Raw genomic sequence first — 12903 nt, 5'->3', positions numbered from 1 at the left:
GGAGAAAAGGCAGCGGCCCGCGCCGCTGCCGGGTGACTCAGAAGAAGCCGAGCGGTTGGGTGCTGTAGCTCACCAGCAGGTTTTTGGTTTGCTGATAATGATCGAGCATCATTTTGTGGGTTTCGCGCCCGATACCGGATTTTTTGTAGCCGCCAAACGCCGCGTGCGCCGGGTAGAGATGGTAGCAGTTGGTCCAGACGCGCCCCGCTTTGATGGCGCGGCCCATGCGGTATGCGCGGTTGATATCGCGCGTCCAGACACCGGCGCCGAGACCGTAGATCGAGTCATTCGCCAGCGCGATGGCTTCCGCTTCATCTTTAAAAGTCAGCACGCCGACCACCGGTCCAAAAATTTCCTCCTGGAACACGCGCATACTGTTGCTGCCCTTCAGCAGCGTCGGCTGGATGTAATAGCCGCTGGCAAACTCTTCCCCGAGGCTTTCCACACCGCCGCCGTGCAGCACCTGAGCGCCTTCCTGCTGGGCAATCTCCAGATAGGACAGAATCTTGTCGAACTGCTGCTGCGACGCCTGCGCACCGATCATGGTTTCGGTATCCAGCGGGTGGCCGCGTTTAATGGTTTTGATGCGTTTCATCACCGCGGCCATAAACGGCTCGAAGATCGACTCCTGCACCAGCGCGCGTGACGGACAGGTACAGACTTCGCCCTGATTGAGGAAGCCCAGCACCACCCCTTCCGCCGCTTTCTCAATAAAGCTCTCCTCGGCCTGCATAATATCTTCGAAGAAGATATTGGGTGACTTGCCGCCCAGTTCGACGGTGGAAGGGATCAGGCTTTTCGCCGCCAGCTCCAGGATATGGCCGCCGGTGGCGGTTGAACCGGTAAAGGCAATTTTGGCGATGCCCGGATGCGATGCCAGCGCTTCACCGGCCTCTTTACCGTAGCCGTGCACCACGTTGACCACCCCTGGCGGCAGCAGATCTTTGATCAGATCGAGAAACAGCGTGATCGACAATGGCGTCTGTTCCGCCGGTTTCAGCACCACGCAGTTTCCCGCTCCAAGCGCCGGTGCCAGTTTCCACGCCGCCATCAGCAGCGGGAAGTTCCACGGAATAATTTGTCCCACCACGCCCAGCGGTTCATGGAAATGGTAGGAGGCGGTGAACTCATCGATTTCCGACGCGGTACCTTCCTGGGCGCGCACGCAGCCCGCAAAATAGCGGAAGTGGTCAACGGCCAGCGGCATATCGGCGGCGAGGGTTTCACGCACCGGCTTGCCGTTATCCCAGGTTTCGTTTACCGCCAGATATTCGAGGTTTTCCTCCAGCCGGTCGGCGATTTTCAGCAACACCAGCGAACGCGCCTGCGGTGACGTTTTACCCCAGGCCTCCGCCGCCGCATGAGCAGCCGCCACGGCGTTATCGACATCGGCACGATCGGAGCGCGGGAATTCGCCAATGGTCGAGGCGTTGATCGGCGAGGTGTTGACAAAGTAGTTACCGTTAACCGGCGCGACGAACTCGCCGTTGATAAAGTTGCCATAACGCGGTTGTAGTGTGATCAGAGAACCTTGTTCTCCAGGAGCGGCGTAACGCATGGTGTTTCTCCTTGCGGACAGAGGTGAGATGCAACAATCATGAAACCTGTTATTAACATTGATCGAACAATGTCAGCCTGTCAGATCTGCCGATGGGAAACTGTGACGTCGACGAAGGAAAAAAGTGCGTCGCGCGCGGCGGTGCGGATAAAGCCACGCGCGGGTTGATTTATGCTGAGGGAAAATTCACAGGTTTATCGTGCCGTTGTGACCTACGGATAATTCTGAGTTTTGCCCGTCAGGGCGTAAAAAGCGAAACAAGACAAAATATTGCGGTCAATATGAAGCAGGATACTAACCAGGAGAAAGAGATGTTGGCTTCAGCCCTGACGTTAATGCGTGCCAAAGCAAACTTTGTGCAGCAGTTCATCCGCAATCCCCGCAAGATGGGCAGTATTACGCCCTCCTCCGCCGCGCTATGCCGCACCATGACGGATGCCGTTAACTGGGGCAGCAGCCTGCGTATTGCCGAGCTGGGCGCTGGCGATGGCGTGCTGACACGGCAAATTCTGCAACGCATGTCGCCGCAGGCGCAGCTGGATGTGTTTGAAATCAGCCCGGAACTGGTGAAGACGCTGCGCGCGCTGCCGGATAACCGGATGCAGGTGCGCGCCTGTTCTGCGGAGTATTTGTCCGGGGAATATGATGCGATTTTCTCTGGCCTGCCGCTGCTGTCGCTGCCGCCCGCCACCCGCGAAGCCATTCTTCAGGCGGTGCATGATGCGCTGGGGCCGCGCGGCGTCTTTGTACAGTTTCAGTACACCTCGCTCACGCAGCCCAGCCTGTCACGTTATTTCACCTGGCAGCGCCAGCGGGTGCTGAAAAACGTGCCACCCGCCTGGGTTTATCGCTGCACCCGCCATTACGCGCCCTGAGCCTGCACACGCGGCTGCGGCCGCGTTTGTTGCAGGAAGCGGCGTAACAGTTCACGCGACCAGTCTTCCCCCGTCAGCGCGCTGCCGTCATCGGCGACACCCGCCGGCAAGCAGGCGAGCATAATGTCGCGGGTAAACTCGGGATGGAACTGCACCGATAACGCCTGTGCGGAGTAGCGCAGAATCTGGCAACCATCGAGTTCGGATGAGGCCAGCACCTGCGCCTGCGCGGGCGGGACGATCACCGACTGACGGTGTGACAGCCACGCCTCAAATCTCCCCGGCAGCGTCGCCAGCCAGGGATCATGCGCCGCCTGCGGGGTGCGCGTCAGCGCTTTTAAGCCACGCTCCCAGCCATGGGGGTTATCCGCCACTTTGCCACCCAGCGCATAGGCCATCAGCTGATGTCCATAACAGACGCCCAGCAGCGGCAGCGCCGCCTCCAGCGCGGCACGGATCCACGCGGCGGTGCGTTCGCTCCACTCGGCATGATCGGTGACCATCGCCCAGGAGCCGCTGAGAATCGCCCCGCTGACGCTGTCAAAGGCGGGCAAGGCATCACCGAGGTGCGGCCGCACAATCACATAATCGGTTGGCTGAAGCGCCAGCGCATCGATAAACCAGGTGGGTTGTTCACCAATCTGCGCCACAACCTGCGGTGGCGGAACTTCCAGTTGAATCAGGGCAAGGGGTAAAGCGCGGGTCTGTGTCATTCCGAAGACTGTCCTCTGCAAGGTCACGTTTCGGAAAACCAGTCTGACAGTAATTGTCTGCAATGTCTTATATTTTTCGTGGGTAACGTAATCCGGAAAATATTTTTGCCCGCGGTGCACCAATTGTTGCGCTTCATGCCATCATTAGCCGGTGAACGCTGAATTTCCGTGAAGGATGACATTGTGGCAGTACGGCATTTCTTTATGGTTCTGATGGTGGTCTCCATCTGGGCCTTCAATAACGTCGCGGTGAAGTGGGGATTGCTGGAACTTCCGCCGCTGTTTCTTACCTGGATGCGCTTTGTGGTGGTGGCGATTGTGCTGATCCCGTTCTGCCGCATCAACCGTCAGCAGCTGCCCTGGCTGCTGGTGCTGGCCTTCACCTTTGGCTTTATGCACTTCTCGCTGCTGTTTGTCGGGATGCGCTACACCGATGCCGGGACCGGCGCGATCGTGGTGCAGCTCGGCACGCCGATTGCCATGCTGCTGGCAATGGTGGTGCTGAAAGAGAAGCTGCGGCTGGTGCAGCTGATCGGTATCGCCATCTCGCTGAGCGGCGTGGTGGTGCTCTCCGGCAGCCCGACCATTCCTTCCTGGTGGGTGCTGTGTATTCTGCTGTGCAGTGCTACCGGCTGGGCGGTGAGCAATATGATCGTGAAAAAGTCGCCGCCGATTAAACCGCTGACCCTCACCGGCTGGATTTCATTTCTGGCGGTGCCGATTGTCGGCGTCGCCTCATGGCTCACCGAATCCCAGCAATTTTATGCCCTGGCACATGCCGGCTGGCGCGGCTGGTTCGGCATTCTCTACAGCGCCCTCGCCTCGTCTATCGTCGCCTATACCCTGTGGTACGCGTTGCTGAAAAAGTACAACGTAAACCTGATTATGCCCTACTCGCTGCTGACCCCGGTGCTGGCGGTATTAATGGGCATCGTGGTGTTGGGCGATAGCCTGAACAGCTTTAAAATCCTCGGCGCGTCGCTGGTGGTGCTGGGTACGGCGATTGCGGTGATCAACCTGCGCAACCTGCGTATGCATGCGCGCTTCCCCCGCCTGCGGCTGCGACGCCGATAGCCGCACCTTTTGCTATGCTTGAGGCTCGCGATTTACCTGGAGGCTCCAGATGGATGACCAACTCGCTGCCGCGCTCTGGCAGCAGCTGTGGCAGGGATTGCGTGGCGTCAATGAACCGGCGCCCGCACTCGCCTTTTCTCAACCCGACACCTTCTCCTCCGCCTATGCCGTCAGCGAACTGGCGGCCACCAGCATCGGCCTTGCGACGCAGGCGCTGAGCGACCTGCTGGGTCGCCCGGCACCGGTCAGCGTCAATGTGCGGCTGGCCTCGCGCTGGTTCCAGCAAAGTTTCACCCCGCTCAACCGCCCGCCTGCCGCATTGTGGGACCCGTTCGCCGGTGACTACGCCACGGCCGATGGCTGGATCCGCCTGCATACCAACGCCGCCCATCATCGTCAGGCGATGGAGCGCGTGCTTGGCGTTCATGCCGATCGCGCTGCGCTGGCGGCCACCGTCGCGGGCTGGTCAGCACTGTCGCTGGAGCAGGCGGTGGTGGATGCCGGTGGTTGTGCGGCGCAGATGCGCAGCGTATCGCAGTGGCAACAGCATCCACAGGGGATCGCCGTCAGCCAGGAGCCGCTATTCGCCCGCTGCGCCGGAGGGCCAGCGCCGGCTGTTGACTGGCCGCTGAGCGCGGCGCGTCCCCTGCGCGGTATCCGCGTGCTGGACCTGACACGCATCATTGCCGGGCCGGTCGCCACGCGTTTTCTCGCCAGCCTCGGAGCTGAGGTGCTGCGCATCGATCCTCCCGACTGGCAGGAACCGACGCTGGAAGAGGAGATCACCAGCGGCAAACGCTGCGCGCGGCTGGATATGAAAAGCGCCGCCGGGCTGGCGCAGCTGCGCCATCTGTTGCGTCAGGCCGATGTGCTGGTACACGGCTATCGCGCCGATGCGCTGGAGAAACTGGGGCTGGATGCCGACACGCGTCAACAACTGTCGCCGGGACTGGTGGATGTCAGCCTGAATGCCTGGGGCTGGAGCGGGCCGTGGCGCAACCGACGCGGCTTCGACAGCCTGGTGCAGATGGCCTGCGGCATCGCGCAGCAGGGCATGACGTGGAGTGGCAACAGCAAACCGACGCCGTTACCGGTGCAGGCGCTGGATCACGCCACCGGTTATATGCTGGCCGCCGCGGTGCTGGAGGGATTACGCCAGCGTCTTCACCACGGCGCTGGCTGGCAGGCGCGGCTGTCGCTGGCACGCACCGCCCTGCTGTTGCAGCAACACGGTGTGGCGCCGGAGAGCGCGCAGCGCGGCATTGTGGCACAGCGGGATGACGCGCTGCCGACGCTGGAAATCACCCACTGGGGCATTGGTGAGCGCTTGCGCGCCGCCGCGTATCTGCCCGGCACGCCACAGCTGTGCGCCACGCCAGGCGTCCCGCTCGGCAGCAGCGCACCCCGCTGGTAGCTTATTCCGCGTCGCTCTCGCCTTCCGCCAGCTCGTCGCGCATCGCCTGAATGGCTTCACGGCTCAGCATCGCCAGCGTACGGTAAAACGCCGTGCTGGCGTGGGCTTCCACTTTGCCGAGGAACGCGCCGCACCACGGCAGCAGATAGTCATCAAACAGTTCGATCTGCGCGGCAGACTCATCTTCCGCCGACTGATCTTCCAGCCACGATGCCGCCAGCAGCAGCACGCCGAAGTGATCGGCCGGGGCGTCGGTCAGCGGCATCCCGCGCGAACTGAGAAACGCGCGCACCGCAGCTTCCGTCGCACCATTCGGCCACTGCGACGCATACGGCGGTACGCTGCAATCGCTGCCGACAAACAGCGCGTTGTAATCGGCGGCCAGCGCCTGCGGATCGCTGTTCTGCTGCAACCGGGTCAGCAGCTCATCCTGCTCCAGCGGCCACTGCGCCTGTAATTTGCCTTCACGCAACAGGGTGAACAGCGGCACCAGCAGCGGGTCCTGCGGCTGACGATTGAACAGCGAGCCGATAACGCGGCAGAGAATGGAAAACTCATTCATGCAACAGAATTCCTTGAGGCAAAAAAGTTAAAAGTCCGCCAGTGTGGCGGCGCGGCGTGACATTTAACACGCGATCTGCCGGGAAATCCACTTCACGCGTGACAGACAGGCAATGCCAGACTGCCAGAATCATATGTCATGCGCGTCGGTTCAGCCAATCGGCGAGGAGCGCGCGCGTTGCCGCAGCCGTTCACCGACAGATAAGGTCGCGGCGTAATTGACCGCGCCGTCAATAGGGAAAACGGCTGGCAAATCAGAGAGGCGTGGCCTTTTCACTCATTGCAGGGATAGACGTACTGTAAACTGAATAATCCGACGGTTTCGACGGGGTAATCAGCATATTTTTCTTTTGAATTGGGATTTGCATTTAACAGGCTGGTAATTGCAGAGGTTAATTCCTGATAGCCAAACCCTAAATTCCTTGGCGGACAAAAAACCCGCTTGCCAAATTTAGCGTAAGTCACTTCATTGAGTGCAATCATCCCCTGAGCAGCGCCGTTCAGATAAGCCTTTGCACCCAGCTCGGTCGCCGGTTGTGCACGCCCGGAAATATCCTCAAAATACTCTTTCAGAGATAATGCATGTGCAAACTGGCAGCATAACCCAAAGGCAATAATAGAAATTATTCCTGATCTTGATTTCATTATTTTATCCCTAAAAAGCCATTTAATACGCTTAAGCTGGATTTTTATCTACTACCAGAATTAGTAATCCGCTAGCGGCAGGCAGCAATGGTTCCGGGCAGGGCGTTTTGCCAGCGCTGTATTTTCCCGCAGCGCTGGCAAAAAAGTTAAAAGTCCGCCAGTTCAGCAATGTGCTTGCCGGTGCGCTGTTCGAGAAAATCGAGCAGGCGGCGCGGCGTGACATTTAATATGCGATCCTCGGGGAAATCCACTTCCCGCGTGATACGCAGGCAATGTTCGAAGTTGCCAAGGGTGAAGGCGGTATGGGAATCGGAACCAAAGGCCAGACGGCCACCGGCATCACGCACCGCTTCGGCGATGGCGCGGCAATTCGGCTCGCTGCCCGGACGTGAATGGGTGAAGGAGGAGTTGTTAATCTCCAGCGCCACGTCGTAGTGCGCGGCGGCTTCGGCGATGGCGCGAATATCTACCGGGAATTTCGGGTTGCCCGGATGGCTGATGATATGCACCAGCCCGCCCGCCATTGTGGCGATCATCGCTTCGGTGTGATGGGCTTTGTCGCGCGGCGCATAGACCGGCTCATGGAAACCCGCCACGATCAAATCCAGCGCATCCAGCATCGGGCCGCTGCAATCAATCTCGCCCTGCTGATTTTTGATATTGGCTTCAATGCCGCGCAACACGCCGACACCGTCAATCACGCGCGGCCAGATGCGCATATTAACGAAATGCCAGTAGTGCGGAGCATCGGCCATATCCGGGCCGTGATCGGTAATGGCAAACAGCTTCAGGCCGTTTTGTTTCGCCTGGGCGACATAATCATGCAGCGTGCTGTAGGCGTGGGTGCTGGCCACGGTATGCATATGTAAATCAACGGGATACATCGTGTTCTCCTGACAGGCCACTCCCACACGCGGAAGCGGCAAAATGAGTTAATAACCGCGCTGACGATCCACCAGACCCGGCGGCTGTTGCCCCTGTTCCAGAGCAAGTATGGCACCGGCAATGTAATCCATCGCCTCATGCGGCAAGGTAATGGCGGCATTATGTGGCGTGATTGTGACATGCGGATGAGACCACAGCGGATTCTCTGCCGGTAACGGCTCGGTCTGGAACACATCCAGCGCGGCGGCGGCCAGCTGTCCACTATTGAGCGCCGCCAGCAGATCGGCTTCCACCACATGCGCCCCACGCGCGATGTTGAGGAAACAGGCGCCGCGCGGCAGCCCGCTGAACAGCTGGCTGTCGATCAGATTGGTGGTTTCCGCCGTGGTGGGCAGCAGGTCAATCAGCACCTGGGTGCCATCCAGGAAGGCGGAGAGCTGGTCGCGGCCGTGGAAGGTACGCACACCGGCGATCTGTTTTGGCGAACGGCTCCAGCAGCGTATCGGGAAGCCCCACTGGCTCAGGCTCTGCGCCACACTGCTGCCCAGCACGCCAGCGCCGAGGATACCGATGGTAAAGTTTTCCCGCGTGTTGGCTTTCAGCTGCTGCCAGTGCGCCTGTTGCTGCTGGCGTTGATAATCGGCGAAGCGACGGAACCAGCCGAGTACGCACCAGGTGGCATACTCCTGCATCTGTCGCGCCATGCCGGTGTCTTCCAGCCGAAACAGCGGCACCTCCGCCGCCAGCATGTGCGGGTTTTGCTGCATCTGCCGGAGAATTTCGTCAACGCCCGCGCCCATCGCGAAAACGCCTTTTAGCGCGCGGCCGCTCAGCATCTCCACCGGCGGCGAACGTACCACCGCATAATCCGCCGGGGCAGTATCGCCGGGCTGCCAGCGACGCACCGTCGCCTGCGGCAGACGCTGACGTAAGCCGTTGAGCCAGCCGGACGGCTCCATCGACGGGTGATACCAGATGATCTCCATACTTCTCTCCTTTTTTTTCTTTCAGCCTCAGGGAAATAGCCGCGCAGGGCAAGTAAAAACCTTAGCGTTAATGCAATTTCTGCCGTGATTAATTCAGGGTGCTTCACATTTCCTTTGCCGCAAGCGGATAAGCCCCGCGATAGCGACTAAAGTTGGTTGTGTGGTCAATGTGTTAGCGCGCCACTTTTTCGGACAAGGAGAAAAACCGATGATAAAAAATGTCGTATTCACACCAGGGCGTCTTAGCCTGTTGCTCAGCGCCGCCCTGATGATGGGGTCTGCTGTCGCCTATGCCGCAGATAACGATCGTATGCTCAGCAGCCAGCCGCAGCCACCGGACGTGCGTCTGGGGCCATTATTTAATGCGGTGCAGCAGGCCAAATTTTATCCGGACCAGAAAACCTTTGCCGACGCGGTGCCGAAATATAATCCCTCGTCGATTCTCGCCGACTGGCAGATGCAGAAAGGCCAGCGCAACTTCGATCTGAAACATTTCGTGGCGGCCAACTTTACCCTGCCGAACGATCAGGACAAATACGTGCCGCCTGCCGGTCAGAGCCTGCGCGCGCATATTGATGGCCTGTGGCCGGTGCTGACGCGCACCGCCCAGCAGGCCGGTCAGTACGATTCACTGCTGCCGCTGCCAAAACCTTATGTGGTGCCGGGCGGCCGTTTCCGTGAGGTTTATTACTGGGACAGCTATTTCACCCTGCTCGGCCTGGCCGAAAGCGGCCACTGGGACCGGGTGCAGGACATGGTGGATAACTTCGCCTGGGAACTGGATCACTACGGCCATATTCCTAACGGCAACCGCAGCTACTATCTCAGCCGTTCGCAGCCGCCGTTCTTCAGCCTGATGATCGATCTGCTGGCGACGCACGATGGCGACAGCGTCTACACCAAATACCTGCCGCAGCTGCAAAAAGAGTACGCCTACTGGATGGCGGACAGCGACAAGGTGCCCGCCGGTCAGGCCAGCAAGCGGGTGATCAAGCTCAGCGACGGCACCCTGCTCAACCGCTACTGGGATGAGCGCGATGCGCCCCGCACCGAATCCTGGCTGGATGACGTCAACACGGCGAAAAAAGCGCCGCAGCGTGATAAGCATCAGGTGTACCGCGATCTGCGTGCCGGGGCGGCATCAGGCTGGGATTTCAGTTCGCGCTGGTTTAGCGATGCGCACAATCTGGCCTCGATCCGCACCACCCAGCTGGCGCCGGTCGATCTCAACAGTTTGCTGTTCCATCTGGAGCAGACGCTGGCAAAAGCCGAGAAGCTGGCGAATAACAACGCGCAGGCGCAGCAGTTCGCCGCTGATGCCGAAAAACGTCAGGCGGCGATCAACCGTTATCTGTGGAATGATCAGCAGGGCTGGTACGCCGATTACGACTGGCAGAAAAAACAGGTTCATCCGCAGCTGACGGCGGCCACGCTGTTCCCGCTCTATATGCAGCTCGCCAGCGATAAGCAGGCGCAACGCACCGCGTCGGCGGTGGAGAAACAGCTGCTGAAACCGGGCGGCCTGGTCACCACCACGGTGAATAACGGCCAGCAGTGGGATGCGCCAAATGGCTGGGCGCCGTTGCAATGGGTGGCGGTAACCGGTCTGGAGCACTATAAGCAGCCGCAGCTGGCGCAGCAGATTGGTCAGCGCTTCCTGCAAAACGTGCAGATGACCTACGACAAACAGCACAAGCTGGTTGAGAAGTACGTGGTGGAAGGCGCGCAGCTCGGCGGCGGCGGCGGTGGCGAATATCCGTTGCAGGACGGCTTCGGCTGGACCAACGGCGTGACGCTGATGCTGCTCGACAAATATTGTCCGAAGGATAAAACCTGCGACAGCGCCCGCGATATCCCCAACATGCCCGCACTGACCACAACGCAACAGTAACCGCAAGCCTGGCCGGATCGCCCGATCCGGCTGTTAGTTTATCTCACAGCCTCTCTCCATTTAATTTACATCTTGATACGTCCTTATCTAAAAGATAATAATTCTCAGTCTTAATTTTATTTGTATTACTAAAAATTACCGCAGCGCTGCTGCCATTTACCTGCTTTTAGTCGAAGGAACTGTGATGCCCACGCTTTTTACCCTTAACCGTGGCCGCGTGCTGTGCGCGCTGGCGCTTGCTCTGCCTGGTGCCAGCTTTGCCGAAGAATCCCTGGTCGTCACCGCACAACCCCAGGAAACCGCGACCTCCCCCACTCAGGGCTATCTCGCCACCCGCAGCAGCGGCGCGAGCAAAACCGACCGGCCGCTGATTACCACGCCGCAATCCATCTCGGTGGTGACGCGTCAGCAGATGGAAGACCAGGGGGCGACCGACCTTAACCAGGCGCTGAACTACACCTCCGGCGTGTTTACCAACTTTGGCGGTGCCGCCACCCGTTACGACACCATCTCACTGCGCGGCTTCCACGGCGGCGATGTGGATAACACCTTCCTCGACGGCCTGCGCGTGATGAGCGACGGCGGCAGCTACAATATTTTGCAGGTGGATAACTGGTTCCTTGACCGTATCGATGTGATCAAAGGCCCCTCCTCTGCGCTCTATGGACAGACGGTGCCCGGCGGCCTGGTGAATATGGTGAGCAAGCGACCGCAGTTCGCCGAAGAGGGGCATTTCCGCCTGTCGACCGGCACCAATGCCACCAACAGCGCGGCCTTCGACTACACCAACGCGATTAACGATCAGTGGGCGTTCCGCCTCACCGGCATCACCCGTAATAGCGACACCCAGTACGATCACACCCGCGCGGAGAAGTACGCCATTTCGCCGCAGCTGATGTGGCAGCCGAATGAAGACACCAATCTGGTGCTGCGCGCCTATCTGCAAAAAGATCCGTCGGGTGGTTATCACGGTTCGGTGCCAGCCGAAGGGACGCTCTACAGCCACAATGGCCGCAAGCTGAGCGACGGTTTCTACGACGGCGACAGCGCGCTCGATCAGTTCAAGCGTCATGAGCAGATCTACAGCTATGACTTTTCCCATCGCTTCAATGATGTGTGGTCGGTCTATTCCACCGGCAGCTACAGCCATTCGAATGTCGATCTCGATCAGGTTTACCAGATAGGCTGGGATGCCACTAACCCGGATCTGCTGACGCGTTATTACTCCGGCGAGCGTTCCTCCCTTACCTCATGGGCCAACGATAACCGCCTGCAGGCGGATTTCGCCACCGGTGCGGTGCAGCATCGCGTGACGCTGGGCGCCGAATACCATCGCTACCGCGACGATCTCCAGGAAGCCAGCGGCTATGCCAGCTCGCTCAATGCGTGGAGCGGCAAGGCGGTGGGCACCATGCCGGATTACGACTGGACGGCGGAGACGCGCAGTTACTACCAGACCGGCCTCTACCTGCAGGATGAGCTGCAACTGGATCGCTGGCATATGGACCTTTCTGGTCGTTACGACCGCATCGTGTCGGATAACGGCACCAGCCGTCGTCAGGATGACCACGTCAGCGGCCGTGCCGCCCTGCTGTATGCCTTCAACAATGGCATCTCCCCGTATGTCAGCTGGAGCCAGGCGATCACCCCGGCCTCGCTGACCGATCCTGAAGGCAACCAGCTCAAGCCGACCACCTCGCAACAATATGAGGGCGGCGTGAAATACCAGCCGGTGGGCACGCGCGATATGTACTCCATCGCGGTGTATGATCTGACGCAGAACGACGTTGCCAACCGTGACGTGATTTCCGGCACCTATACGCCATCGGGCAAGGTGCACTCGCAGGGCATCGAACTGGAAGCGCGCAACCAGCTGACGCCACGCTTCAGCACCATCGCCAACTACACCCTCAACCATCTGCGCTTTAAGGATTCCGTGGATGGCAATGACGGCCATACGCCGTATGTCACGCCGAACAGCATGGCGTCGTTCTGGGGTCATTATCAGTTCGATTACGGTATGAGCGCGGGCGCGGGCGTGCGTTACATTGGCAAGCAGTGGGCGGATAACGAGAACACCACGCGTTTACCGTCGGTGACGCTGTTTGATGCTTCGGTACGTGCGGATTTAGGCGCATGGGACACGCAGCTGAAAGGCGCATGGTTGCAGGTGGCGGCGAATAACCTGACGGATCGTAAATATCTGGCAGCGTGCTACGGCACCGGCTACTGCTATCGCGGTGCGGAGCGTACGGTCACGGCGACCATTGGCTATGATTTCTAAGCCATAAACAAAAAATC

The 12903-nt window shown here is 59.5% G+C and carries 11 protein-coding genes; 5 read left to right on the top strand and 6 right to left on the bottom strand.

Features of this window, described 5'->3' with window-relative positions:
- Positions 1 to 37: 37 nt before the first annotated feature.
- Positions 38 to 1558, bottom strand: coding sequence for an acetaldehyde dehydrogenase ExaC (gene exaC, locus AC6I8V_RS08520; RefSeq protein ID WP_497845436.1), 1521 nt, complete (start codon positions 1556 to 1558; stop codon positions 38 to 40).
- A 311-nt stretch (positions 1559 to 1869) separates the two neighbouring features.
- On the opposite strand from exaC, the gene AC6I8V_RS08515 reads away from it, so the two are divergent.
- Positions 1870 to 2433 carry a class I SAM-dependent methyltransferase gene (locus AC6I8V_RS08515; RefSeq protein ID WP_497845435.1) on the top strand — a complete coding sequence of 188 codons (564 nt, stop codon included), beginning with the start codon at positions 1870 to 1872 and terminating at the stop codon, positions 2431 to 2433.
- On the opposite strand, the gene AC6I8V_RS08510 is transcribed toward AC6I8V_RS08515, so the two are convergent.
- The gene (locus tag AC6I8V_RS08510; protein WP_497845434.1) at positions 2421 to 3146 is read right to left on the bottom strand and encodes a glutamine amidotransferase; all 726 of its coding nucleotides are present in this window, start codon (positions 3144 to 3146) and stop codon (positions 2421 to 2423) included. The two genes, AC6I8V_RS08515 and AC6I8V_RS08510, sit on opposite strands and share 13 nt — an antisense overlap.
- Before the next feature lie 183 nt (positions 3147 to 3329).
- Between AC6I8V_RS08510 and AC6I8V_RS08505 the strand changes: the two genes are divergently transcribed.
- Positions 3330 to 4220, top strand: coding sequence for a DMT family transporter (locus AC6I8V_RS08505; RefSeq protein ID WP_497845433.1), 891 nt, complete (start codon positions 3330 to 3332; stop codon positions 4218 to 4220).
- A 49-nt stretch (positions 4221 to 4269) separates the two neighbouring features.
- On the top strand, positions 4270 to 5634 hold the full coding sequence (locus AC6I8V_RS08500) for a CoA transferase (protein ID WP_497845432.1): 1365 nt from the start codon (positions 4270 to 4272) through the stop codon (positions 5632 to 5634).
- A 1-nt stretch (position 5635) separates the two neighbouring features.
- On the opposite strand, the gene AC6I8V_RS08495 is transcribed toward AC6I8V_RS08500, so the two are convergent.
- From AC6I8V_RS08495 to ghrA, 4 genes are all read right to left on the bottom strand, one after another.
- Complete coding sequence (locus AC6I8V_RS08495; protein WP_497845431.1) at positions 5636 to 6196, bottom strand: TorD/DmsD family molecular chaperone; 561 nt, start codon at positions 6194 to 6196, stop codon at positions 5636 to 5638.
- A 272-nt stretch (positions 6197 to 6468) separates the two neighbouring features.
- On the bottom strand, positions 6469 to 6840 hold the full coding sequence (locus tag AC6I8V_RS08490) for a hypothetical protein (RefSeq protein ID WP_497845430.1): 372 nt from the start codon (positions 6838 to 6840) through the stop codon (positions 6469 to 6471).
- A 146-nt stretch (positions 6841 to 6986) separates the two neighbouring features.
- Positions 6987 to 7724: a phosphatase gene (locus tag AC6I8V_RS08485; protein ID WP_497845429.1), complete on the bottom strand. Its 738-nt coding sequence runs from the start codon at positions 7722 to 7724 to the stop codon at positions 6987 to 6989.
- Between the two features lie 48 nt (positions 7725 to 7772).
- On the bottom strand, positions 7773 to 8711 hold the full coding sequence (gene ghrA / locus AC6I8V_RS08480; protein ID WP_497845428.1) for a glyoxylate/hydroxypyruvate reductase GhrA: 939 nt from the start codon (positions 8709 to 8711) through the stop codon (positions 7773 to 7775).
- Positions 8712 to 8919: 208 nt separating this feature from the next.
- Here ghrA and treA point away from each other — a divergent pair, with 208 nt between their 5' ends.
- Both treA and AC6I8V_RS08470 read left to right on the top strand, forming a co-directional pair.
- Positions 8920 to 10602 (top strand): alpha,alpha-trehalase TreA, encoded by a 1683-nt coding sequence (treA, locus tag AC6I8V_RS08475; protein ID WP_497845427.1) that lies wholly within the window; start codon positions 8920 to 8922, stop codon positions 10600 to 10602.
- Positions 10603 to 10786: 184 nt separating this feature from the next.
- Positions 10787 to 12886 (top strand): TonB-dependent siderophore receptor, encoded by a 2100-nt coding sequence (locus AC6I8V_RS08470; RefSeq protein ID WP_497845426.1) that lies wholly within the window; start codon positions 10787 to 10789, stop codon positions 12884 to 12886.
- Positions 12887 to 12903: the final 17 nt, after the last annotated feature.

It is taken from the genome of Pantoea sp. X-Soil-TKNS-1207, from assembly GCF_059730485.1.
This window is presented reverse-complemented; position numbering and strand designations above follow the sequence as displayed.

What these genes read in the sequence shown, in the direction of transcription:
- exaC (WP_497845436.1), bottom strand. Translation starts at nt 1,558, where the DNA reads ATGCGTTACGCCGCTCCTGGAGAACAAGGTTCTCTGATCACACTACAA.
- AC6I8V_RS08515 (WP_497845435.1), top strand. Translation starts at nt 1,870, where the DNA reads ATGTTGGCTTCAGCCCTGACGTTAATGCGTGCCAAAGCAAACTTTGTG.
- AC6I8V_RS08510 (WP_497845434.1), bottom strand. Translation starts at nt 3,146, where the DNA reads ATGACACAGACCCGCGCTTTACCCCTTGCCCTGATTCAACTGGAAGTT.
- AC6I8V_RS08500 (WP_497845432.1), top strand. Translation starts at nt 4,270, where the DNA reads ATGGATGACCAACTCGCTGCCGCGCTCTGGCAGCAGCTGTGGCAGGGA.
- AC6I8V_RS08495 (WP_497845431.1), bottom strand. Translation starts at nt 6,196, where the DNA reads ATGAATGAGTTTTCCATTCTCTGCCGCGTTATCGGCTCGCTGTTCAAT.
- AC6I8V_RS08490 (WP_497845430.1), bottom strand. Translation starts at nt 6,840, where the DNA reads ATGAAATCAAGATCAGGAATAATTTCTATTATTGCCTTTGGGTTATGC.
- AC6I8V_RS08485 (WP_497845429.1), bottom strand. Translation starts at nt 7,724, where the DNA reads ATGTATCCCGTTGATTTACATATGCATACCGTGGCCAGCACCCACGCC.
- ghrA (WP_497845428.1), bottom strand. Translation starts at nt 8,711, where the DNA reads ATGGAGATCATCTGGTATCACCCGTCGATGGAGCCGTCCGGCTGGCTC.
- treA (WP_497845427.1), top strand. Translation starts at nt 8,920, where the DNA reads ATGATAAAAAATGTCGTATTCACACCAGGGCGTCTTAGCCTGTTGCTC.
- AC6I8V_RS08470 (WP_497845426.1), top strand. Translation starts at nt 10,787, where the DNA reads ATGCCCACGCTTTTTACCCTTAACCGTGGCCGCGTGCTGTGCGCGCTG.